Source organism: Tautonia rosea (assembly GCF_012958305.1).
GTDB classification, from domain to species: domain Bacteria; phylum Planctomycetota; class Planctomycetia; order Isosphaerales; family Isosphaeraceae; genus Tautonia; species Tautonia rosea.
In genome coordinates, this window is record NZ_JABBYO010000001.1 from 218,493 (window position 1) to 239,651 (window position 21,159).

Annotated in this window: 21 protein-coding genes and 1 riboswitch; of the genes, 17 read left to right on the plus strand and 4 right to left on the minus strand. The window is 62.4% G+C overall.

Going from position 1 to position 21,159, the window contains the following annotated elements; genetic code table 11:
* Window positions 1–206: 206 nt before the first annotated feature.
* The 6 genes from HG800_RS00860 (at window position 207) to HG800_RS00885 (ending at window position 7,557) form a co-directional block, all read left to right on the plus strand.
* Window positions 207–1,784: a UxaA family hydrolase gene (locus tag HG800_RS00860; RefSeq protein ID WP_169972729.1), complete on the plus strand. Its 1,578-nt coding sequence runs from the start codon at window positions 207–209 to the stop codon at window positions 1,782–1,784.
* Complete coding sequence (locus tag HG800_RS00865; RefSeq protein WP_169972730.1) at window positions 1,760–3,934, plus strand: hypothetical protein; 2,175 nt, start codon at window positions 1,760–1,762, stop codon at window positions 3,932–3,934. The genes HG800_RS00860 and HG800_RS00865 overlap by 25 nt, the downstream gene beginning before the upstream one ends.
* Window positions 3,931–5,334, plus strand: a complete 1,404-nt coding sequence (locus tag HG800_RS00870) for a glycosyltransferase (RefSeq protein ID WP_169972731.1) — start codon at window positions 3,931–3,933, stop codon at window positions 5,332–5,334. The genes HG800_RS00865 and HG800_RS00870 overlap by 4 nt, the downstream gene beginning before the upstream one ends.
* A gap of 8 nt (window positions 5,335–5,342) precedes the next feature.
* The gene (locus HG800_RS00875; protein WP_169972732.1) at window positions 5,343–6,380 is read left to right on the plus strand and encodes an NAD-dependent epimerase/dehydratase family protein; all 1,038 of its coding nucleotides are present in this window, start codon (window positions 5,343–5,345) and stop codon (window positions 6,378–6,380) included.
* Between the two features lie 245 nt (window positions 6,381–6,625).
* Window positions 6,626–7,216 carry an FHA domain-containing protein gene (locus tag HG800_RS00880; protein WP_169972733.1) on the plus strand — a complete coding sequence of 197 codons (591 nt, stop codon included), beginning with the start codon at window positions 6,626–6,628 and terminating at the stop codon, window positions 7,214–7,216.
* Complete coding sequence (locus HG800_RS00885) at window positions 7,180–7,557, plus strand: FHA domain-containing protein (protein ID WP_169972734.1); 378 nt, start codon at window positions 7,180–7,182, stop codon at window positions 7,555–7,557. The genes HG800_RS00880 and HG800_RS00885 overlap by 37 nt, the downstream gene beginning before the upstream one ends.
* Before the next feature lie 11 nt (window positions 7,558–7,568).
* Here the strand turns inward: HG800_RS00885 and HG800_RS00890 are convergent, their stop codons facing one another.
* Window positions 7,569–8,915: a hypothetical protein gene (locus tag HG800_RS00890; protein ID WP_169972735.1), complete on the minus strand. Its 1,347-nt coding sequence runs from the start codon at window positions 8,913–8,915 to the stop codon at window positions 7,569–7,571.
* A gap of 203 nt (window positions 8,916–9,118) precedes the next feature.
* On the opposite strand from HG800_RS00890, the gene mbhE reads away from it, so the two are divergent.
* The 7 genes from mbhE to mnhG are packed head-to-tail and all read left to right on the plus strand — an operon-like array spanning window position 9,119 to window position 14,895.
* The gene (mbhE, locus tag HG800_RS00895; RefSeq protein ID WP_169972736.1) at window positions 9,119–11,437 is read left to right on the plus strand and encodes a hydrogen gas-evolving membrane-bound hydrogenase subunit E; all 2,319 of its coding nucleotides are present in this window, start codon (window positions 9,119–9,121) and stop codon (window positions 11,435–11,437) included.
* On the plus strand, window positions 11,434–11,868 hold the full coding sequence (locus HG800_RS00900; RefSeq protein ID WP_169972737.1) for an MnhB domain-containing protein: 435 nt from the start codon (window positions 11,434–11,436) through the stop codon (window positions 11,866–11,868). Before mbhE ends, HG800_RS00900 begins: the two co-directional genes overlap by 4 nt.
* Window positions 11,865–12,200, plus strand: coding sequence for a sodium:proton antiporter (locus tag HG800_RS00905; protein WP_169972738.1), 336 nt, complete (start codon window positions 11,865–11,867; stop codon window positions 12,198–12,200). Before HG800_RS00900 ends, HG800_RS00905 begins: the two co-directional genes overlap by 4 nt.
* Before the next feature lie 2 nt (window positions 12,201–12,202).
* Window positions 12,203–13,714 carry a complex I subunit 5 family protein gene (locus tag HG800_RS00910; RefSeq protein WP_169972739.1) on the plus strand — a complete coding sequence of 504 codons (1,512 nt, stop codon included), beginning with the start codon at window positions 12,203–12,205 and terminating at the stop codon, window positions 13,712–13,714.
* Window positions 13,711–14,256, plus strand: coding sequence for a Na+/H+ antiporter subunit E (locus HG800_RS00915; RefSeq protein WP_169972740.1), 546 nt, complete (start codon window positions 13,711–13,713; stop codon window positions 14,254–14,256). Before HG800_RS00910 ends, HG800_RS00915 begins: the two co-directional genes overlap by 4 nt.
* The gene (locus tag HG800_RS00920) at window positions 14,256–14,522 is read left to right on the plus strand and encodes a monovalent cation/H+ antiporter complex subunit F (protein WP_206352072.1); all 267 of its coding nucleotides are present in this window, start codon (window positions 14,256–14,258) and stop codon (window positions 14,520–14,522) included. Before HG800_RS00915 ends, HG800_RS00920 begins: the two co-directional genes overlap by 1 nt.
* Entirely contained in the window at window positions 14,515–14,895 is a 381-nt protein-coding gene (mnhG, locus tag HG800_RS00925; RefSeq protein WP_169972741.1) for a monovalent cation/H(+) antiporter subunit G, read from the plus strand. The genes HG800_RS00920 and mnhG overlap by 8 nt, the downstream gene beginning before the upstream one ends.
* On the opposite strand, the gene HG800_RS27865 is transcribed toward mnhG, so the two are convergent.
* Entirely contained in the window at window positions 14,888–15,013 is a 126-nt protein-coding gene (locus HG800_RS27865; protein WP_261345869.1) for a hypothetical protein, read from the minus strand. The two genes, mnhG and HG800_RS27865, sit on opposite strands and share 8 nt — an antisense overlap.
* Window positions 15,014–15,037: 24 nt before the next feature.
* On the opposite strand from HG800_RS27865, the gene HG800_RS00930 reads away from it, so the two are divergent.
* Both HG800_RS00930 and HG800_RS00935 read left to right on the plus strand, forming a co-directional pair.
* Window positions 15,038–15,937: a hydroxypyruvate isomerase family protein gene (locus HG800_RS00930; RefSeq protein WP_169972742.1), complete on the plus strand. Its 900-nt coding sequence runs from the start codon at window positions 15,038–15,040 to the stop codon at window positions 15,935–15,937.
* Window positions 15,938–15,978: 41 nt separating this feature from the next.
* Window positions 15,979–17,070, plus strand: a complete 1,092-nt coding sequence (locus HG800_RS00935; RefSeq protein ID WP_169972743.1) for an NHL domain-containing protein — start codon at window positions 15,979–15,981, stop codon at window positions 17,068–17,070.
* Window positions 17,071–17,090: 20 nt separating this feature from the next.
* On the opposite strand, the gene HG800_RS00940 is transcribed toward HG800_RS00935, so the two are convergent.
* Both HG800_RS00940 and HG800_RS00945 read right to left on the minus strand, forming a co-directional pair.
* On the minus strand, window positions 17,091–17,798 hold the full coding sequence (locus tag HG800_RS00940) for a DUF6928 family protein (RefSeq protein ID WP_169972744.1): 708 nt from the start codon (window positions 17,796–17,798) through the stop codon (window positions 17,091–17,093).
* A gap of 43 nt (window positions 17,799–17,841) precedes the next feature.
* Complete coding sequence (locus HG800_RS00945; RefSeq protein ID WP_169972745.1) at window positions 17,842–18,702, minus strand: tetratricopeptide repeat protein; 861 nt, start codon at window positions 18,700–18,702, stop codon at window positions 17,842–17,844.
* A gap of 220 nt (window positions 18,703–18,922) precedes the next feature.
* A riboswitch (cobalamin riboswitch) is annotated at window positions 18,923–19,154 on the plus strand.
* Between the two features lie 218 nt (window positions 19,155–19,372).
* Here HG800_RS00945 and HG800_RS00950 point away from each other — a divergent pair.
* Together HG800_RS00950 and HG800_RS00955 are read left to right on the plus strand one after the other, a co-directional pair.
* Window positions 19,373–20,194 carry a DUF1559 domain-containing protein gene (locus tag HG800_RS00950; protein WP_169972746.1) on the plus strand — a complete coding sequence of 274 codons (822 nt, stop codon included), beginning with the start codon at window positions 19,373–19,375 and terminating at the stop codon, window positions 20,192–20,194.
* Window positions 20,195–20,271: 77 nt separating this feature from the next.
* Window positions 20,272–21,108, plus strand: a complete 837-nt coding sequence (locus tag HG800_RS00955) for a DUF4465 domain-containing protein (RefSeq protein ID WP_169972747.1) — start codon at window positions 20,272–20,274, stop codon at window positions 21,106–21,108.
* The last annotated feature ends 51 nt before the right edge of the window (window positions 21,109–21,159 follow it).

A 21,159-nucleotide genomic window follows, 5' to 3' on the forward strand; every position in this document is an offset into this window, starting at 1 on the left:
GCGCACTCCGTTCGGTGGTCCTGCAATGGGACAGAGACTTCGCAGGCAATCCGGCTCGCCTGGCCGATCCAAGCGGTTTGGACCTCACCCTCCGTGAAGATCTCGCGGTGACGATCCGGGAGCGATAGACTGGAGGTCAGCTATGGGAAAGCGGGTCGGACCAATCCCGAGCGGGCATCATCTGGGATCGTGAAAGGGACCTCGGCATGGCAACGGCGATCGGCGATCGGGCTCCGGCGGTGATCCGGCTCCGCGAGGAGGACAACGTGGCCGTCGCGGCCCGAGGGATCAACGCGGGTACGCTCCTGGCGATCGACGGCCTCGCGGTCGAGACGACCGAGCCGATCCGGCCCGGCCACAAGGTCGCCCTGACGGCAATCCGAGCGGGTCAGCCGGTCCTCAAGTACGGTCAGGTCATCGGCTTCGCCTCAGCCGACATCCCCGTCGGAAGCTGGGTGCATGTCCACAACTTGCGGGCCGACCTGTTCGAACGCGACTACGCCTTCGCCACGGAGCGTCCCGAACCCCCCGCGAACGAACGCCCCCGGACCTTCCGCGGTATCCTCCGGCCCGACGGCCGGGTTGGTACAAGGAACTACGTCGCAGTCGTCAGTACCGTCAACTGCTCGGCCAGCGTCTCGAAGTACGTCGCCGATCGCTTCCGAGATGGAGCCTGGAAACGGGACTACCCAAACATCGACGGCGTCTTCGCCATCACCCACAAAGGAGGGTGCGGCCTTCAATTCGAAGGTCCCGACCACGAGCAGTTGCAGCGCGTGCTGGCCGGGTTCGCCACCCATCCGAACGTGGCCGCTTACGTGCTGATCGGCCTCGGCTGCGAGGTTGGCTTTGCCAGCCACCTGGTCGAATCGCGCCACCTGGTCACGCTCGGCGGGGCCCGAACCCGAGGCGAATCGAGCGGCGCGGAACCGCCTCGCGTGCTGAACATCCAGGAGCAAGGCGGCATTGCCCGGACGGTCGAGGCCGCAGTCGAAGCCGTCAGCCGCCTCATGCCCGCGGCCGATTCCTGGAGACGCACCGATCAACCGGCGTCGAAGCTCGTCGTCGGCCTCGAATGCGGCGGCTCCGACGGCAACTCCGGCGTTACGGCCAACCCGGCCCTTGGCGTCGCGGCCGATTTGATCGTGGCCCAGGGGGGATCGGCCGTCCTCGCGGAAACCCCCGAGATCTATGGGGCCGAGCACCTCCTGACCCGCCGCGCCGTCAGCGAGGCGGTCGGCCGCAAGCTCCTCGATCGCATCAAATGGTGGGAATGGTACACCAGCGTCTTCGGCGCCGAGATCAATAACAACCCCTCTCCCGGCAACAAGGAAGGGGGCCTGACGACCATCTACGAGAAATCCCTCGGCGCCGTGGCCAAGGGGGGATCGACCGCCCTGGTCGATGTGCTCCACTATGCCGAGCCGGTGACGACTCCCGGACTTGTCTTTATGGACACTCCTGGATACGATCCGGCGAGTCTCACCGGTATGGTCGCCGGCGGCTGCAACGTGCTAGTCTTCACGACCGGCCGCGGGAGCGTCTCGGGCCTGAAGCCGTCGCCGTGCATCAAGGTGGCGACGAATACACCGATGTTCGAACGATTGTCCGATGATATGGACCTCGATGCCGGGACCGTCCTGGCTGGGGAGCCGGTCGAGGAGGTTGGCCGGCGGTTGTTTGACTTGATCCTGGACGTGGCCGACGGCTCCCCCACCAAGAGCGAGCTGCAGGGCGTCGGTGAGGAGGAGTTCGCTCCGTGGTCGATCGGGCCGACACTCTGACCCCCCCCGCCCCGCGGGCTTCCTGGACGATCGCCCTGGTCATTGCTGCGCAGGTCGCGGCGATCACCTGGTTGATGGTCGTCCCCTTGCCCAGCATTGAGGCCCAGAGGCGCGACGCCCTGGCCCGTGCCGAGGCGACCGGCGATCCCGGCGGTGTGACCCTTCAGAGTCTCCGGCGCGCCTACTTCCTGCTTGCCGCCGACGAGCACCTGGCGAGGGCCGTGGCCAACCTGTCCGATCCCGAGCATCTCGGCCAGCGTTTGCCGATCGTCCTGACCGCGCTGCTGATCGCCGGGTCGGCCGTCTCGCTCGGCGATGGGGTCCTCCGCCTGCTGGGCCTGGTGCGAAGGCTCTCCCCCCTTGCCCGATGGCCCTTGGCGTTCGTCTCGGGGGCGACCCTGCTCGCGGCCCTGACGCTCGGTCTTGGCCGAATGGGCGGACTGGAGCCGTTGCCGGTGCGGATCGGACTGGCAGGGTTCTTGCTGGTCGGGATCATTCTCTGGAGCCGAGACCTGCTCCACAGACGCCGGAACCCCTCACCATCCCCCAGTCGATCCTTTTCCTTTGGCCCGATTGGCCTGGCATTGATCCTCGCTCCGGTCCTGACCCTGATGGCCCTCGGGGCCATGCAGCCGACGATTGAGTACGACGCCCTCGAATACCACCTCCAGGGGCCGAAGGAGGCCTTTGAAACCGGCCGAATCGCCTTTCTCTCCCACAATGTTTATACGAGCATGCCCTCGGCTGTCGAGATGCTCCACCTGCTCGGGATGCTCGTGCTGGATGACTGGTGGCTCGGGGCCCTGGCTGGTCAGCTCTTGATCGCATCCTTTGCCCCGGTGACGGCCGCCTTAATTGCGGCCACGGCCTGGCGGTGGGCTTCGGGCCGATCGGCTTGGGTTGCCGGCCTCGTCTATCTGACGACCCCCTGGGTCTTCCGGCTTGCGACCTTCCCGTTTGTCGAGGGGCCGCTCTGCTCGTACCATGCAGCCTTGGTATTCAGCGCGGCGATGGCCTGGACGACGCCTCGGGAGGAGACGGGGCGATCATCCCCTTGCTGGCTGTTCGTCGGCTTGCTGGCCGGAGGGGCGATGGCCTGCAAGTACCCGGGGCTCGTGTCGGCGGTCGTCCCGTTTGGCCTGGTGGCGATGGGGGATGCCTGGCGTCGACGGATGTGGCGATTGCCGGTCGTGTTTGGCCTAGGGGTGATCATTGCGGTCGGTCCCTGGCTGGCGAGGAACGTCGCCGATACGGGAAACCCAGTCTTTCCACTCGCCTATGGAGTGTTCGGTGGCTCGGAATGGGATGCGGACCTCGACGCCCGCTGGCAAAATGCCCACGGTCCCCGTCCGGTGACGGCAGCGGCGTTCCTGTCCTCAACCCTTGATGTGATTGGCCGGTCCGATTGGCATTCGCCGCTCTATGCCTTGCTTGTCCCATTGGCCTTGCTGCGGCGCAAGCATCGGGGACTGATCCTGGCGCTCTCGGCATACGTCCTGTACCTGTTCGTGACCTGGTTCCTGCTTACGCACCGTCTCGACCGCTTCTGGCTGCCTCTGCTGCCGGCGGCAGCAGTGCTGGCGGGGATCGGGGCCGACTGGACCCGGTCGAAGCCGTGGCCGGCCTGGCTCTCGGTTGTGCTTGGCCTGGTGACGGCAACAAATCTGGTCTTTTTAACGACTCCGCTCTGCGGGCCGATCGACTGGACGGCCGATCTGAACCGCCTGCGTCGGGAGGCAATGGAAACGGCCACGCCCTCACTCGCCCGGCTCGACGCAGCCCTTCCCGATGGCTCGACCACCCTGGTCGTTGGCCAGGCGGGGGTTTTTTCCCTCCGGCATCCGATCCTCTACAACACCGTCTTCAACCGAGAGCGTCTGGCCGAGATCGTCGCCGACCGCTCCGCCGCCGAGGTGGCCGAGGAGCTGAAGCGACAAACGATCACGCATGTCTATGTCGATTGGTCTGAGATCGAGCGGCACCGCAAGCCCGGCGGCTACGGCTATTCTCCGGTCGTCACGCGAACCCTCTTTGAGGACCTTGTGTCGCGTCGGGTGTTGACCCCCCCTGTTCCGATGGGACCGAACCACCTGCTCTACCGGGTGGTCGAGCCGTCGGACACTTCTCCCGAGTACGACCCATCGCCATGAACGTCGAGGCAGGACCGCTCATTCACACACAAGCCGATCGCGATTCTTCCGCGCATCGTCCCGCCGGGAAGCGGGTTGTGCTGGTGACCTTCGGCTCTCTCGGGGATCTGCACCCCTACATCGCCCTTGGTCTTGAGCTGAAGCGGCGAGGGCATTGTCCGGTCATCGCCACCAGCGAGCACTGGCGATCAAAGGTCGAGGCCGAAGGGTTACCTTTTGCCCCAGTTCGTCCCGATGCCCCCGATCCTGACGAGATGAAGGCCTTCCTTGCCCGCCTGTTCGATTCGAGGCAAGGGGCCAAGGTGGTCATTTCCGAGCTGATGATGCCTGCCCTCCGCGAGAGCTTCGAGGATACCCGACGCGCCTCAGAGGGAGCCGACCTTCTGGTGGCCCATCCCTTGACCTTCTCGGTCCGTCTCATCTCGGAGCTGGACGGGATTCCCTGGGCCTCGTCGGTCCTGGCGCCACTCTCGTTTCTGTCGAGTCTTGACCCGCCGGTCCTGCCGATCATGTCGTGGCTGGAGCGGCTCAGGTGGCTCGGCCCTCGCTTCCATCGGGCTCTGTTCCACCTGGGTCGATTGCAAACGATTGACTGGGTGAAGCCCTGGCACGCGTTTCGGGCCGAGTTGGGCTTGCCCCCGACCGAGGAGAACCCGGTGTTCGAGGGGCAGCACGCTCCCGACCTTGTTCTGGCCATGTTTTCCGAGCAGCTTGCCCGCTCTCAGGCTGACTGGCCCCCTCAATCGGTCGTGACCGGCTTCTGTCTTTTTGATCGGCACGAGCGCGAGGAAGCCACCCCCGAGGAGGTTGAGCGGTTCCTGGATGCCGGCCCGCCTCCGGTGGTCTTCACGCTCGGGTCGTCGGCGGTCTGGTCTCCAGGCCAGTTCTATGCCGAGAGCCTGGAGGCGATCCGCCGCGTTGGAACTCGTGCGATCCTCTTGATCGGACCGGAAGGGGCCAACGCCTTGCCCGAGTCATTGCCCGACGGGGTGGCTGCCTTCGGTTATGCCCCGTATTCGAAACTGTTTCCACGCTGCGCGGCGATTGTCCATCAAGGGGGAGTCGGCACAACCGCCCAGGCGATGCGGGCTGGTCGGCCGATGATCGTCGTGCCGTTCGGATTTGATCAGCAGGACAATGCCGCACGAGTGCAACGTCTTGGAATCGCCCGGGTGATCCCGAAGGAGCGCTATACTGCCGGTCGGGTTACCGAGGCACTCCGCCAGTTGCTTGATCACCCGGCCCCGGCCGAGCGATCGGCTGAGATCGGCCGCCTCGTCCGACAGGAAGATGGCCCCGCTCTGGCCAGCGACGCGATCGAGGCCTTGCTGGCTCGACACTCCTCTTCGCCCAAGACGGGTCAGGCACCTGGCGATCCGTCGAGGACAATTCAGGATTGAAGACGCTCATGGATGACCTGACGATCGTCACGGGTGGCGCAGGGTTTATCGGAAGTCATCTCGTGGATCGGCTCGTGGCCGACGGGCGCCGAGTCCGTGTGCTTGAGCGACCAGGGGCGGAGGTGGGGCACCTTCCCAGCTCCGTTGAGATTGTCTTCGCCGACATCCGGGACCGATCGGCTGTCGATCGGGCCGTCGAGGGAGGGCGGTGGATCTACCATCTCGCGGCCAATCCCAACCTTTGGGTCCAGGATCGAAGGACTTTTGACGAGGTGAATCACCGCGGAACCATTCACGTCCTCGACGCGAGTCTGGCCAAGGGTGCAGAGCGGGTTTTGCATTGCAGTACGGAGAGTATCCTGACCCGAGCCCGATCGACCGGCCCAATCGGTGAGGATGTCGAGATCACCGAAGACGATGCCGTGGGCCCGTACTGTCTCTCGAAGCTCCGGGCCGAACAGGCCGCCATGCAACGAGCTCAGGCGGGGCATCCGATCCTGATCGCTAACCCGACGATGCCCGTCGGACCCGGAGATCGCGGGCACTCACCGCCGACTCGCCTCATGTTGGATTTTTGCAACAGACGGCTGCCAGCGGTCATGGACTGCACGTTGAACCTGATCGACGTCCGAGACGTGGCCGAAGGGCTATTGCGGACGATGGAACGCGGGACGCCGGGAAGGCGCTACCTGCTGGGAGCCGAGAATTTGACCCTACTCGAACTCCTCGGCATCCTCGGAGAGCTGACCGGCGTTCGGCCGCCACGGTTGCGGGTTCCGTATCCGGTCGCACTGGCTTCAGCGTATGTGAGTGAATTTTGGGCCGATCATGTGAGTGGCCGATCCCCTCAGGCAACCGTGACCGGCGTTCGACTCACACGCAGGACCATGCATTTTGACGCGTCTCGGAGTCTCCAGGCCCTCGGCCTGATTCCGAGACCGATCCGGGAAGCTCTGGACGCCGCAGTGCGTTGGCACGTGGATCAGGGAAGCCTCGGTTCTGGGGATGGGAAGCCGGCATCCCATTTGCTCAAGAATTCGGCATAATCTCCTTGACGGATCGCCCTGGCGATGCACAATTCCTTAACAGTCGCCGAAGACTTGGAATGTCCACTTCTCACAAACGTCCTCATTCGTGGAATCTCTCCGAATTGAGGATTCTTTTCTCTTGGATTCCCAGAAAGGGTCTGGCTAGAATGCCAGCTGATCGGTTTTCTGTGATCGCTAGCGGCCATCTCTCCCGGGCTGGAACTCTCTGATTCTACAGGCCGGGTGGCCGGGGGCTTTGTTCCATGCCCATACGATTGGTCGCCCTCGACGAGGGCTCGGATATCCTCATTGATCGGGCCATGGTCATTGTTGGGCGACACCCGCAATGCGATGCCAGGCTTGATTCGATTCGAGTCTCTCGGCGCCACTGCTGCATGATGCAAGATCAGAACAAGGAAGACGTGATCGTTCGCGATCTTGGCAGCACGAATGGGATTCGGATTAACGGCCAGCGAATCGAAAAAGGAACGCTGCGATCGGGCGACGAGCTATCGATCGCTCACCTCCGATACCGCATGGAGGTCGGCCATTCCGAGGAACTGACCCTCGCAGAAACGATTCCCGCAGACCATCGCGCACGCGACGCGAGATCTGATTCCTCCTCAAATCCGCTCGCAGGTCCGTCCTTGGCACCCGCTGCGGAAAATCCCCTGGCCGCCGCGGTTCGGGAGATGCTTCCCGCCTCCGTGGCCGATCGTTGTCGCATCCAGGTGATTGTGCAAATGCCATCCGAGAACGGGAATCAGGCTGACCTTGATGTTCCTTTGGATGCGAAGCCCTCGGAGCCCGACGCGTCATGCCCGCCCGACTCGTCCCCCTCGTCTCCGGGCTGATTCGGCCGATTCCCCTGGAACGACCGGTTGTGCTGATTGGGCGCCATCTGGAATGTGATGCCCAAGTGTCCCATTCTCGGATATCGAGGCGCCATTGCTGCGTGGCTCAGATTGCCGGTGGTCTGGTGATCCGGGATCTGGGCAGTCGCAATGGGACCCGGATCAATGGGGAGCAGATCGAAGAAGCCGCCCTCGAAGATGGCGACGAGATCGCCATCGGACCGGTCGTGTTCCGGCTCGAGTGGCCCCGATCTTCGAGTGAGGCTCAAAAGTCCGTGTCCCCCGAGGGGAAAATCCCGGAGGGCGACTCCGGGGATCTCGTGCCCCTCGAGGACGATTGATTGCACAAACGTCAATTGGCCCGGACGACCTCGGATCGAGCACTGCCCCCCTGAGGCAGATAGTCGATGAACTTCAGGGTCGGGTCGGCTGGGACGAGGACCGCGTTCCGTCGATCAACGGGGCCCAGGGTTCGTCGGAGCCCGAAGACGTCGGCCTGGCCGGTGGGGGCAAAGGCGATCGGTTCCAGACGGTCGGGCTCGATCATGACGGCACCGGGCTCAAACGCATCTCCTAGCGCTCCGGCGAGGCGAACTGCGCCGTCTTCTTCGATGGAAAAGCGAACGCCGAGATCACCGAAGGCAATGGCCTGATCGGTCGAGGTCGAGGCCCTCCGGAGCTGGAATCGCTCTGCCAGCGGGAACCGCATTTCAGTTTGCAGGGCCTGGAGCAATCCGGCACTGATCGCACCGGGACCGGCTCGCAACTCCCCTGAGACCGATCGCCAGCCGGAACCGGGGCCGACCGGCTGCGGGCCCCACTCGGCCTCGTCAATCACGAGGTGAGCGAGGCCGTCGAGCCGATGCTCGGAAATCCTCCGGGAGACGAGGGTGGCGAGGTCGACGTCGATCAGCTCGCCCGAAAAGTTCGCCCGCCAGTCTCCTGCACCGATCCGGGACAGGCGCAGTTCGCCCTGCATTCGGGCGTCGGGGCCGATCCAATCTGCCGAGGAGAAGAACGGGTCGAGGACCGAGGCCGGGAGCGGCAGTCCCTCAGCGGTTCGCAGCGTCAGAATCGTCTCGGGCTCGTTGCCCCGGCGATCGCGGACGAGGACCAACTCGCAACGATTGGCCGATCCCGAAGGAGTGATCACGCGATAGCTGGCCTCGACGGTCGGGGCTCCGGCATCGATTCGGAACGAGGCGGCGAGGTCCCGCAGGCCGTACTGAAGCCCATCGCCGAGATCGATGGCGCAGGAATCGGCTGAGATGGCGACATGGTCCCAGGCCTCATCTCCTGCAGCTCGGCTGAGCAACTCGCCGACTTGGTCCATGGCGTGGCGGGGTCCTTCGGCGGCCAGTGCCAGCCCCTCAGCCCGGAGCACGAGCCGACGACCATCCCGGGAGAACTTCAGGGAATCGGCCCGAGCGACCTCGACGAGCTGTTTCTCGCGCCTCGGCTCACGCTGCCAGAGGACGGCACCGGTGTAAACGATCTCGCCAGGTTTCGGGTATCGCACTCCCTCCAGAGTGACCTTCAGGCCAAGCTGGCGACCCAGCTCGGCCTCGACGTCGTGGCGATGGCCTGGTCGGTTGACATTCCAGGCAGTCAACGCAACGAAGGCCGTCGGCCCCATCGTCGCGACGACAATCCCGAGGGTAAACAGCACCTGTCGGTGCGGTCGGGACAGGGTTCGCATCCTTGCCTCCTGTCGGAACGGCTCGAGCCGGCATCCTCGGCACGGTGCCGCGCGCAGACAAAAAGGTCTTATGCCCGAGTCCGGCTCAACCGTCAATGCCGATCGTCTCGGTTGTTCTCGTCGAGGCTCTCGTTTTGGCATGAGGAATGCGATACGATGAGAGCCCTCTGGTTCGATCATTTGGTTCGTACGCAGATTTGATCATGACAGAAACCTTGATTGCGATCATCGGGTTGCCGTTTTGTGTTGCTCTGATCGCGTTGGTGGTGCCGCTACGATGGGTTGGTGTCCTGGCGTTGCTGGCCCCAACTGGGGTGTTTGCGCTGGCAGTGCCCTTCTGGCCGGAGGTGGCGGAGGGATCGGCCCGAATCGTGCCGATCGGGGGCTTGCCGGGCCTGTTTTCGCTGAATCTTCGGGTGGATCAACTGGGAATTTTTTTCGTCCTGCTGACGGCCGGGATTGGCCTGGCAACGGTTCAGTATGCGCGGGGGTATTTCGGATCGAAGTCATCCCGGCTTTTCTGGTCGGCCCTGCTGGCGTTCATGGGGGCGATGATTGGCCTGGCGTTGGCCGATTCGCTGATCTTGCTGTTCGTTTTCTGGGAAGTGACGACGATCACCTCGTTCCTGCTCATCGGCATGCACTTCGACGAGGAGGCCTCGCAACGGGGGGCGATCCAGTCGTTCCTGGTGACGGGGGCCGGTGGGTTGGCCTTGCTGGCGGGGATTGCCTTGATCGGTGGCCGGGCGGGAACGTTTGACCTCTCTGCCCTGGCGGCGCAAAAAGAGACGATTCTCGCCGACCCGATGCACCGGATCGGCCTGGTGTTGATGCTGCTGGGGGCATTGACGAAATCGGCCCAGTTCCCGTTCCATTTCTGGTTGCCGGGCGCAATGGCGGCGCCGACACCGGTCAGCGCGTTCCTGCATTCGGCCGCGATGGTCAAGGCGGGCATCGTGCTGATTGGACGATTGCTTCCGGTGTTTGGTCAATCGGAGCTCTGGCTGCCGATTCTCGCGAGCGTGGGCCTGGCGACCTATGTGATCACGGGCTGGCTCGCGTTGCGGGCGACCGACCTGAAAGAACTGCTGGCATTCAGTACGGCCGGGTTTCTGGGACTGATCACGGCCTTTTATGGTTATGCCGGTCGGGAAAGTTCGGCAGCAGAGTTTCTGCACATTCTCAATCATGCAACCTATAAAGCCGCACTCTTTTTTTTGGTCGGCTGGCTTGATAAGGCATCGGGGACTCGCGATCTGGGGCTCCTGGAATCGCAGCGATGGTGGAGCCGGAGCCGACCGGCGGCCGTGCTGTTCGGCATCGGGACGCTGGCCATGGCCGGTTTGCCAATGACCCTGGGATTCATGAGCAAGGAAGAATTCTATGAAATTGTCATGGGGGGGAAATACGAACGGCTGACCCCGGCGCTAGTCGCTGTGATTGTCGGGAGTTCGTTGATGGTTGCCTATTCGTTAAAAGTGTTTATTGGAGTCTTTTTTGGGAGTCATGTGCCTTCGGCTGAGAAGGGGGTGCCGCCCGAGAAGCGGTCGTCGTGGTTGTTGATCGTGCCGGGAATCTTGTTGTCAGTTCAGGTGGTGGGTGGCCTCGCGCCCCACTGGTTGCTGAGCGAGGTGCTCTCTCCGGGGCACGAATGGCCGTCGAGTCCGGCGATCTGGCATTACGTGGATGAGTTACTGGTGATCAGCCTGGTCAGTTACGCCGCAGGCTTGGTGCTGTTTCTGGGGTGGCATGTGGCTCGTCGGATGCCGGACGTGCCAGGACCGAAACGTGCCGCCGAGACCCTTTCGAAGGGGACGATCATTGTGTCTGACTGGTGGACACGAGTGGCACAGGAGGGGGGGCATCCTCGCTATTTATCGGTGATTCTCCTGACATTCGTGGCGGCAGGGGCGGCCGGACTCGGGCATGGCCGGGGGAGCCTGGCTGATTTGATCGGACCCTGGGGGCCGGAGTCGTTCGTGGGCCTGATCCCTTCGTTGATGATTCTGACGGCGGCAGTGTTCTTGCTAGTGCTGCGACGGCGCATCTCGAAGCTGATCATGCTGACGGTTGCCGGCTATGGCACGGTGGTTGTTTACATGATCTACCAGGCACCCGATCTGGCCCTGACTCAGATTTTGACCGAAGCCGTTGCACTCATTCTCCTGCTCCTGATCTTTCGTCAGTTGCCCGACCTGGGCCCCGACCCGCGGTCGATCCGCCAGAAAGTGGTCCACGGAACGGTTTCGGTCCTGGTCGGGCTCACCCTGGCGGGATTGACCTGGGGAGCGGCGTCGCAATCGCCGAGCGACCGGGCAGGAGCCGAGCATCTTCGTCTCTCGGAATCGGAAACGCTTGGTGAGAACGTCGTGAACGTGATCCTAACCGACTTCCGGGCACTCGATACGCTGGGAGAGATAGTGGTGTTGGCCCTGGCCGCACTGGGGGTCGTGGTGCTGTACCGAGCGAAACGGCGATCGAATCGGACTCAACGGACCTCGGCTCAGGAGGGTGGTTCGTGAACTCGTTGATCTTTCGAGAGGTGACCCGGGCCGTCTATCCTGCCGCGATCGTCTTCGCCATTCACTTGCTGATTCGAGGACATGATGAGCCGGGTGGCGGATTCGTTGCGGGATTGGTCCTGACGATGGCCGTGATGCTGGAGACGCTTGCCTTTGGAGCTGGGGCGGCTCGACGCCGCTATCGGTTGATGTTGCGTCCCGCCTTGGGAATCGGTCTCGCGATCGCGCTGGGGTCTGGGTTGGTGCCGATGATCTGGGGACATCCGCCGTTCACGTTTTCACAGGTAAAATACACCTTGCCGGGAGACAACGAATTGAAACTCTCGGGAACCCTGGCGTTTGACGTGGGAGTGGTGCTGGTGATCATCGGTTCGATGGGCACTGCGCTGGTGGTCATGATCGGCCTGAAACCAACGAGGACAGTGCCATGATCGGATTCGGAGCACTGTTCATCGCGGTTTTCACGTCGGTTTCTCTTTACTTGATGATGTCGAGTGACCTGCAACGCATCATCATGGGATTCGTCGTGTTCTCGAACGCGGCGAATCTGGTGATCCTTGTCTCCTCTGGGCTATCGGCCGACGCGGTTCCACCGTTGCTGGCAAGTCTCTCGATCGGGACGCTTACGGATCCCCTGCCCCACGCCTTTGTCTTGACGGCAATTGTGATTGGTCTGGGGAACGCAGCATTTCTGATCGTGCTGGCATCCCGGATTGCTCGGGAGACCGGCTCGGCAACTGTCGAGGGGGGATCGGACGAGTGACGATGCTGGTAAGTCTTCCGGTTCTGATCCCGCTGGCCACGGCCATTGTCTTGCTCGGTCTGGGCCAGTGGCCTCGCCTGCGCTTCCGGGTGGCGTTGGGGAGTCAGGTCGTCTTGCTGGGAGTCGTGGGGATACTGGCCTACCACGCAGCCTGGCGAGGCGAGATTCTGACACTTTCGATGGGAGGTTGGGCTCCTCGGGTCGGCATTGTTTGGGTGGCCGACGGCTTGAGCTCGATCATGACCGTGCTGGGAGCGGTGGTCGGGCTGGCGGTGCTCGTATATCTACCAAAGGGGATGAAGCCACCCCGAGAGCTTCCCTTCTCTCTCGTCTTGCATCAGGTGATGGTCGCCTCGGTCGAGGGTTGCTTCCTGACAGGCGATTTGTTTAACCTCTTCGTATTTTTTGAGGTTATGCTGACAACTTCGTACGTTCAGTTAACGATGGGTGCCCGATCCAGGCAACTTGTCAAGACGTTTCCGTACGTGGTGATCAATTTTATTGGTGGTTTGCTGTTTCTTGCCGGTGTCGGCATCATCTATGGCACCAGCGGGACGGTCAACCTTGCCTTGCTGTCGAGGCTGGTTGCCGAGGGGTCGTTGCCGCCTCAATTCTGGGGAGGGATGGGGCTGGTCCTGACGGTCTTTGCGTTGAAGACTGGCCTGGTACCGCTGTATTTCTGGTTGCCGGAGTCGTATCCGGAATCGCCGATCCCGTACAGTGCCATGCTGGCCGGATTGCTCACCAAGGTGGGTGTTTACACGCTGTTCCGGGTTGTCCCCCTGGTGTTTACCGAGGCGGACGAGGAGTTTTTCAAGCTTCTGGCGGGAATCTCGGCGGCGACGATGTTCCTGGGGGTGCTGGGGGCGCTGGGACGGGATCGGATCCGGCAGATTCTTGCATTTCACATCATTAGCCAGGTTGGATACATGACCTTCGGTCTTTCACTGTTCAGCCCGGCTGGGCTGGCGGCGGGTCTGTTCTATGTGGTGCACCACATCGTGGTCAAATCGGGCTTGTTTCTGGCGGGTGGGATGGTCGAGCGAATCGGCGGTTCGGATCGACTCAAGGACGTCCGGGGGGTGGCCATGTCACACCCTTGGGCGGCGGTCGGGTTCTTCGTTCCAGCCATGGCACTCGCTGGTCTGCCTCCATTCAGTGGCTTTTGGGGCAAGCTGTTTCTGGCGATCGCCGGATTCCGCCAGGGGTACTGGATCACGACCACGATCGCGATTGTCGTCAGCCTGTTGACACTGGCCTCGATGCTGAAGATCTGGCAGGCGAGCTACTGGGGAAAGCCCGAGGGGCAGCAGCGGCCGGAGCTTGGGAACGACCCTGGGATGCTCGCAGGGGTGCTTGGCCTGGCATCGCTTTCCGTAATCATCGGATTGTGCGTGATCCCCGTGATGCTCTGCTGCGAGCAGGCCGCAGCGCAGCTTCTGGCTGTGACGCCTTACGTTGATGCGGTGCTTGGTCCGCCGTCAGGCGAAGGACTCGGGGAGTTGAGCCCATGAAACGCGTGCTTGGCGTCCTGTTTCTGGCGGGACTCTGGATGCTCTTGTTCGGAAAGTTCGACATCCTGACCTTTGGGGTGGGCCTGATCGTCGGCACCGGGGCCACCGCGTTCAGTCGCTCCGTGTTCGGGGGTGATCAGAACGAACTCAATGCCCAGGATCACTCGAAGGCATCGGTGGGAATCGTCCCTCGGGTCGCGTCCTTGTTCAGACTCGTTTGGGATTACACGTATGAGATGATCGTTTGCAATCTCATCATGGCCCGTGATGTGCTCAGACCCGCACCGAAACTGACCCCAGCAATCTTCGCGCTGGAGGTTCCCGGCCTGGGACCCGCGGGAACGACCCTGCTGGCGAACCTGATCACCCTGACTCCCGGATCACTCGTCATCGACTTCGATCCCGATCACGAGACACTCTACATCCACACGATTTATGCTGAGAACGTGGACACGATGAAGCGAGACTATCGACGCTTTGCTCGGCAGGTTGTTCGGATGATGGGCCGAGAACCGTCCCAGGCCCTTCGTGAGGCAGCGTGATGAAAGAGTTCGTCATCATGGCGGCGATCGTCGCGTTGGCGGTAGGCGTCGTGCTCAGCGGCGTGAGGATGATCATCGGCCCGACGATTTACGACCGCGTGCTGGCCTTTGATACGGCGGGCCTGGATGTGATCGGGGCGATTCTGCTGGTCGAGATCCTCTTTGATACCGGGGTGTTCATGGATGTGGTCCTGGTGATCGCGCTCCTGGGATTTCTCGGAACCATCACGCTGACCGCGTATCTTGAGGGCCGGCTCGGTGACTGACCTCCTGATCATGATTGCGACGGTTGTGGGGACGTTCCTGATGGTCGTCGCCTCGCTCGGCGTCTTACGTTTGCCCGATTTCTTCCAGCGCGTTCACCCCCCTGCAAAGTCGTCGACGCTGGGCCTGCTTTTTTTGCTGATTGCGCTTGTGATCGAGTTGCCCGATGTTGAAACGATCACCAAGGCCGTGCTTGCCTTTGTGTTCCTTGCGTTAACGGCCCCGGCGGCCATTCATCTACTGACCCGATCGGCCTATCGTCAGGGAATTCCCTGTGCACAGGACCCCACACCGGACGATTACCGGGAGTTTGTCGATCGACAGGACAAGACGATCGACCCCGCTCGGTTGCCGTCAGACGCGAAGATCAATTGAGCGGAGAGCCGGAAACCCAGGGCTCGGGTCCGTCGCGGTGGCATCGGCTGTGGGTGAGGCTATACTGGGGCGAACCGGCCACGGGGCGCTGCGGGGTCGCGGCCAGGCCGAGTGTCATCAAGGCCCATCGAGGGAGATCACCATGCGTCGCCAGGACGACCGCAATCGCTCGCCGATGACCCGGAGAACCTTGCTGCAATCGACGGCTGCCGTCGCAGCGACGGTTGGGGTCGTGGGAGGAAACGGAGCCGTCAGGGCCGATGATCCCCCCCGCGGAACGGCTGTGACCAAAGGGCGATTGAAGCAATCCGCTTGCCGATGGTGCTACGGCCGACTCCCGATCGACGAGTTGGCGATTGCGGCGAAGGCAATGGGCCTGGTCGGGCTCGACCTGATGCGGCCCGACGAGTTCGACGCCCTCAAGCGCCACGGCCTCGTTTGCACGATGACCTCAACGCACGGCTTGACCGTGGGCCTGAATGATCCAATAAACCACGAGGATTGCCTCAGGGCGATTCACGACGCCATCGAGGCGACGGCTAGGGAAGGGTGGCGCAACGTCATCACCTTCTCCGGCAACCGCAACGGCATGGACGACCAAACCGGCCTGGATCACTGCGCAAAAGCCCTTCGTGAGATCGTTCCTGTGGCCGAGCAAGCCGGTGTCATCATCAACATGGAGCTGCTCAACAGCAAGGTCAATCATCCTGACTACATGTGTGACCGAACTGATTGGGGTGTTGAGCTGGTCAAGCGTGTTGGCTCCGACCATTTCAAGCTGTTGTACGATATTTATCACATGCAGATCATGGAGGGTGACATCATCCGGACGATCGAGGCGAACCACCGCTTTTTCGGCCACTACCACACGGCGGGCAATCCGGGACGCAACGAGCTGGATGACACCCAGGAGCTAAACTACCCTCCCATTTGCCGGGCGATCGTGGACACCGGCTTCGACGGTTACCTTGCCCAGGAATTCATTCCGAAGCGCGACCCTTTGACGAGCCTGGCCGAGGCCGTGGCTCTGTGTGACGTTTAAATGTTGCCGTAACCTTCATCGATTCATCCGGAGTATCCGCAATGAGCTTCAGAGCGCTCGGAGTCCTGGCCGTTTGCGTTGCCGTTGGGTTCGGGCCTGAGGTCGTCGCTAGCGACGAGCCGGCCGGATCGGAGTCGGAGGTCGAGCTGATCCTTGGCCGCCTCTTGCCGGAAGAAGGCGGCCCGGCCGATGCGGAGCCCGGCCCCTTGAAGGAGCCTTTCGGTGTGGATTTCCTGTCCGACGGCACCATGATCATCGTGGAGCTGGGAGGCGGTCGGGTCCATGCCCTGGCAACCGATGGCGCGTTCCAGACCCTCTCCGGAGACGGCTCGACCGGTTACGCCGGTGACGGCGGTCCAGCCCGCTCGGCGACCTTCAACGGTATTCATAATGTCGCGGTGGGTCCGGATGATGCGATCTACGTCTCCGATAGCTGGAACCACTGCGTGCGCCGGATCGATCCCGACGACGGGACCATTTCCACGATTGTCGGAACGGGAGCATCGGGGGATTCGGGAGATGGCGGCCCGGCCTCGGAGGCGACGTTCAATTACATCATGTGCGTCACACTTTCTCCGGATCATGAACAGCTCTATCTTGCCGATATAAACAACCGGCGGATCCGGGTCGTGGATCTTGACTCGGGCATCGTCTCGAACGCGGCCGGAGACGGTCGCAAGGGGGTGCCGACCGACGGGGAGCCGGCGGTCTCATCGCCACTGGTCGATCCTCGGGCGGTTGCGGTCGATTCCAAGGGACGTGTTTACATTCTTGAGCGTGGCGGCCATGCCCTCCGCGTGGTCGATCCCGACGGCACGATCCGGACCGTGGCCGGCACGGGGGAGGCGGGTTTCCGAGACGGACCGGCTCTCGAAGCGCAGCTCAACGGCCCAAAGCATCTCGCTGTGGCTCCCGACGATTCGGTCTATATCGCCGATGATGTCAATGGCGCGATCCGTTGCTATGATCCCGAGACGAAGACGATTTCGACGGTTCTGGGTCGGGGCTTCGGCCACCCGTCGCTCACCTTGCTGCACCCGCACGGCGTCTGTGTCGAGGGTGACTCGCTTTACGTGGTCGATACGGGGCATGACCGGATCTTCCGGATGCCTCGGGTCAAGGGCACCCGTTGAGGAAGGTCATCCTGATCAGGTCAGGGCTTCGAGAACGGCCACCACCAGCGCCGTGGTCGCTTTTGATCGAAGCCTTCCATCGCGAGTGTGAAGGGGTCGATTTCGCCACTCCAGTAGGTCTTGTTCTGGCCGAAGATGCCCCATTGGATCAGGTTGCAGCCAAAGAACCGACCCATCAGCGTAAAGACAAGTTCCTCTCCGTACGAAGACGGGTCATATTCTTCGGTCACTCCGTTGAACTCCGCGAAGAAGACCCGTTCACCGTCTCGGATCACAGATCGTTCAAAGTGAGGACGCTCCTCGGGCAAGAGATCCCCGAGATCGACCACCACGCCATCGTCGGCCGATCCTCCGTAGGCACGAAGGAATCGGCGGTGGTCGAAGAACTCGTAACTCCAGAAGTTCACCACGCTGTGCAGGCCGAACCGGGCGATCTCGGCCTCCGGAAACCGATCGAGCACCCGACGCATCAGGGGGTCATCACCGAGCGAAAAGCAGTCATCCGCAAGGGTTCGAGCGCCGATGACTGCGGCACCGTCGTAGGCTCCGATCACGAGGTGATCCGGATAGATGCCTTCGTCAAAGGATGTCATCCCCTGACTTTGAACCGGGCCGAGTCCGAGGTCGTCGATGAGCCGTCGAGCCGCCTCGGGGTCATGCGCCGGCAACGAGCCGAGGTAGCCCGGTTCCCGATCGTTGATGAGGATGCAGGACGCCTTCCAGCCCACGGAAGCCTCCGGTGCGGTTCGGTTTGCGGTATCGGCCGGTTCCTCAACGGTGTAATCGCTCAGCGAGTTCCCGGACAAGGACCGAGTGCGGGTCAAGTTCGAGGGCTCGCTCCGCGGCAAGGCGGGCATCTCTGAGCTTGTCGGCCTGCTCGAAGGCGAGGGCGAGCAGGTAGGCGACGTCGGCCCGATCGGGCAGCTGTTCCGAGGCAAAGCGGAGATCGGCGATGGCCTCATCGGTCAGGCCAAGCGCCAGGCGAGCCCGCCCCCGCTGAATGCGGGCCTCGGGGTCTTCGGAGGAAAGCTCGACCAGATGATCGAGCCGAGCGAGGGCCGATTCGGGCTGGTTCCGATCGAGCTGGATCGAGGCCACCCGGCTGAGCGCCCTCGAGGCGTCAGGCTCGTGCCTCAAGGCGCGGAAGTAGGCGGCGAGCGCCTCGTCAGAGCGTCCGAGTTCTTCCAGGGCCTGCCCCCGGCCGATGTGAGCCGTCGCCTGTCCCGGGTCGATCTCAATGGCTTCGTCGAAGCGAGCGATCGCGTCGGTCGCCTTGCCCCTCGCCAGTTCGATCTGCCCCAGCCCGATCAGGGAATCGATGTCGTCGCCATCGCGATCCAGGGCCCGTTGAAAGGCCTCGGAGGCCTGGTCGAGGCGACCCAATTCGGCAAAGATCCGTCCCATGCGGGCGGGAGCATCAGGCGAGCGGGTGTCAAGCTCGGCCAGTTCGGCAAGCAGATCAAGCGATCGAGGATAGTCGCGGGCCTCGGTCGCCTGTCGGGCCTGTCGGCTCAGCTCGCGACGGAGCTCCCAGGTTTCGGAATCCGGTCCCGTGCCTCCCCTCGGACCCATCGCGGCGCAGCCGGAGACGGCGATCACGAGCCACCCCATGCTCACGACCGAGCGCCGCATGCTGTCTCCTGTCCAGCGGGTTCCCGATCCATCGTCCCCCGACCACGTTCGGAGGATGGATTCTCAGGGATCATCGTTATAAATCGGCTGACTGCCCGACCAATCTTGAGGAATCTCGGGATTCTGTCAAAAAAACCAATGGAAACGGTTTCGCAGGTGCCCACACACCATTTTTGGTCAACGGGTTGACGCGCGCATAAGCTCCCGGCTACCATTCCATCTCCGTTAACAGGCACAAGGTGACCAACCCCGCTTCCTGCGGGCAAGGTGAACAGGGAACCCGGTGAGAATCCGGGACGGCCCCGCCGCTGTGACCGGGCGTTCCAAGAGGCTCCAACCCCTCCTTCAGCCATTGTCGAAGCTTTTCCGGCGTTGCGGCGCCGAGGCTCGATGAGAAGGCTCGGAACCTCAAGCCCGGGAGTCAGAAGACCTACCTTGCGTCGAATCCGGCTCAGGCTCTGCGAGGGACGAGCCCACCGGACGGAATGCGTCGAGAGACTGTTTCGACCCCCGTTCCGAGGACCCACCGGGTTCGGATCGCCTGCCTGCGATCTCTGTGAAGTCGGTTGCCGCACAGATTTCCGTCGCCATCCTGGCATGGCTCTGGAAATCAGGCAAGGCCGACTCTCAGGGGGGCGACGGCGGATCGTTCTGACCCGGATCACCACCCATGACCCAACGATACCTTCGCCGGGGTGCCCGCATGCGCCCGGTAAGGGGCGGTGGCTTTACGCTCATTGAGTTGCTGGTGGTCATTGCGATCATCGGCGTCCTCATTGCGCTGCTCTTGCCGGCCGTCCAATCCGCACGAGAGGCCGCGCGCCGCTCCCAGTGCCTGAACAACCTTCGCCAGATGGGGATCGCCTTTCACGGCTATCACGATGCCCATCGGACGTTTCCTCCGGGCGGTTGGCTTCGCGGGTCGACCTCGACCCTGCGCTGGATTGCCTGGTCGGCCTTGCTCTTGCCCCATGCCGAGCAAGAATCGCTTTATGAAAGCCTGAACATTGACCTTCCCTACAATGATCCGACCAATACCACCGGCGGGGCAACGGTGCTCTCGGTCTATTTATGTCCCAGTTCGCTGAGGCCTGAGCCTCGGGTTGAGGGTCGGGGAGGATGCGACTACGGCGGGATTTACGGCGAACGGATCACCAGTCCGAACAACCCGCCGAAGGGAACCATGCTCTACGACAGGACCGTTCCGATCGCAATGATCCGGGATGGCACCTCAACCACCTTGCTCATCTCCGAAGACTCGGTCTTCAGCGACGGCCAGTGGATCTACGCCCGCAACGTCATGGACCAGGCCTTCGCCATCAACAAGGCCCCCGCCTTCGAGAACGACATTCGCAGCGAACACCCCGGTGGCGCGAATGCCCTGTTTGCCGACGGATCGGCGCGATTTCTCAAGGAAACGATGGCGTTGCGGCCATTGGCCGCCATTTGTACCCGGGCCGGCGGCGAAATCATCTCGGCCGACGAACTGTAATCGCTTGCAATTCCCACCATTCCGAGACGATCAGGTCCCCTGTTCGGAATGATTGATCAAGAAATGAGAGTAACACGATGATTCGACGGTATTCACTGGCTTTTGCTCTGATTCTCTGCGTCGCTCCCTTCCCGGTTCGGGCCGAGAGCGTGGTGGTCGACTTCAGCGACCTCACCCTGGGGAGCGAATCCTTCTACAATGGCTCAGACCAGGCCGGCGGCTTTACGAGCAACGGTGTCTTCTTCCGAAACTCGTACAACCCGACCTGGGGAAGCTGGTCCGGCTGGTCCTACTCGAACAGAACCGACAACACCACCGCAGGCTTCGGCAACCAGTTCAGTAGCTTTGCCGGGGGAGATGCATCCGGAGACGGAATTTACGCCCTGGCATTCGGGCAGACACCCTCAACGGTTCGGTTCGACCTGCCCGACTCGGATCCGATGCGCACTCCTGTAAGCATGTCCGCGAGCTTCACCAACACCACCTATGCGGCGCTCTCCATGCAAAATGGTGACGCCTTCAGCAAGAAATTCGGGGGAGCGACGGGCAATGATCCTGACTTCTTCTTGCTGACGATCGTTGGCTTCTCGGGCCTCGGTGCGTCGGGCACGATCCTTGGCGAGGTCGATTTCTATCTGGCCGACTTCCGGTTCGACGACAACAGCCTGGATTACATTCTCCAGGATTGGACCACCGTGGACCTGTCATCCCTGATCGGAGCCCGGAGCATCGGGTTCCGTCTCACGTCCTCAGACGTGGGAACTTTTGGGATGAACACGCCTGCCTATTTCGCAATGGATGATTTTTCGATCCGGTTCTCGGTCATTCCCGAGCCGTCCAGCCTGGCAATGGTCGGAGTAGGTCTGATGGGTGTGATCACGTGGGTTCGACGTCGTCGTCCTCGGACTGTGTGATGGAGATTGGGGCGGGCGGCCTTGCAAACCCTAATGGCCGCCTGCCCCGAA

Coding starts and splice junctions, on each gene's coding strand:
- HG800_RS27865 (WP_261345869.1), bottom strand. CDS start 15,013: ATGACACTCGGCCTGGCCGCGACCCCGCAGCGCCCCGTGGCCGGTTCG.
- HG800_RS00945 (WP_169972745.1), bottom strand. CDS start 18,702: ATGCGGCGCTCGGTCGTGAGCATGGGGTGGCTCGTGATCGCCGTCTCC.
- HG800_RS00955 (WP_169972747.1), top strand. CDS start 20,272: ATGATTCGACGGTATTCACTGGCTTTTGCTCTGATTCTCTGCGTCGCT.
- HG800_RS00860 (WP_169972729.1), top strand. CDS start 207: ATGGCAACGGCGATCGGCGATCGGGCTCCGGCGGTGATCCGGCTCCGC.
- mbhE (WP_169972736.1), top strand. CDS start 9,119: ATGACAGAAACCTTGATTGCGATCATCGGGTTGCCGTTTTGTGTTGCT.
- HG800_RS00905 (WP_169972738.1), top strand. CDS start 11,865: ATGATCGGATTCGGAGCACTGTTCATCGCGGTTTTCACGTCGGTTTCT.
- HG800_RS00930 (WP_169972742.1), top strand. CDS start 15,038: ATGCGTCGCCAGGACGACCGCAATCGCTCGCCGATGACCCGGAGAACC.
- HG800_RS00870 (WP_169972731.1), top strand. CDS start 3,931: ATGAACGTCGAGGCAGGACCGCTCATTCACACACAAGCCGATCGCGAT.
- HG800_RS00950 (WP_169972746.1), top strand. CDS start 19,373: ATGACCCAACGATACCTTCGCCGGGGTGCCCGCATGCGCCCGGTAAGG.
- HG800_RS00880 (WP_169972733.1), top strand. CDS start 6,626: ATGCCCATACGATTGGTCGCCCTCGACGAGGGCTCGGATATCCTCATT.
- HG800_RS00935 (WP_169972743.1), top strand. CDS start 15,979: ATGAGCTTCAGAGCGCTCGGAGTCCTGGCCGTTTGCGTTGCCGTTGGG.
- HG800_RS00885 (WP_169972734.1), top strand. CDS start 7,180: ATGCCCGCCCGACTCGTCCCCCTCGTCTCCGGGCTGATTCGGCCGATT.
- HG800_RS00920 (WP_206352072.1), top strand. CDS start 14,256: ATGAAAGAGTTCGTCATCATGGCGGCGATCGTCGCGTTGGCGGTAGGC.
- HG800_RS00910 (WP_169972739.1), top strand. CDS start 12,203: ATGCTGGTAAGTCTTCCGGTTCTGATCCCGCTGGCCACGGCCATTGTC.
- HG800_RS00915 (WP_169972740.1), top strand. CDS start 13,711: ATGAAACGCGTGCTTGGCGTCCTGTTTCTGGCGGGACTCTGGATGCTC.
- HG800_RS00890 (WP_169972735.1), bottom strand. CDS start 8,915: ATGCGAACCCTGTCCCGACCGCACCGACAGGTGCTGTTTACCCTCGGG.
- HG800_RS00875 (WP_169972732.1), top strand. CDS start 5,343: ATGGATGACCTGACGATCGTCACGGGTGGCGCAGGGTTTATCGGAAGT.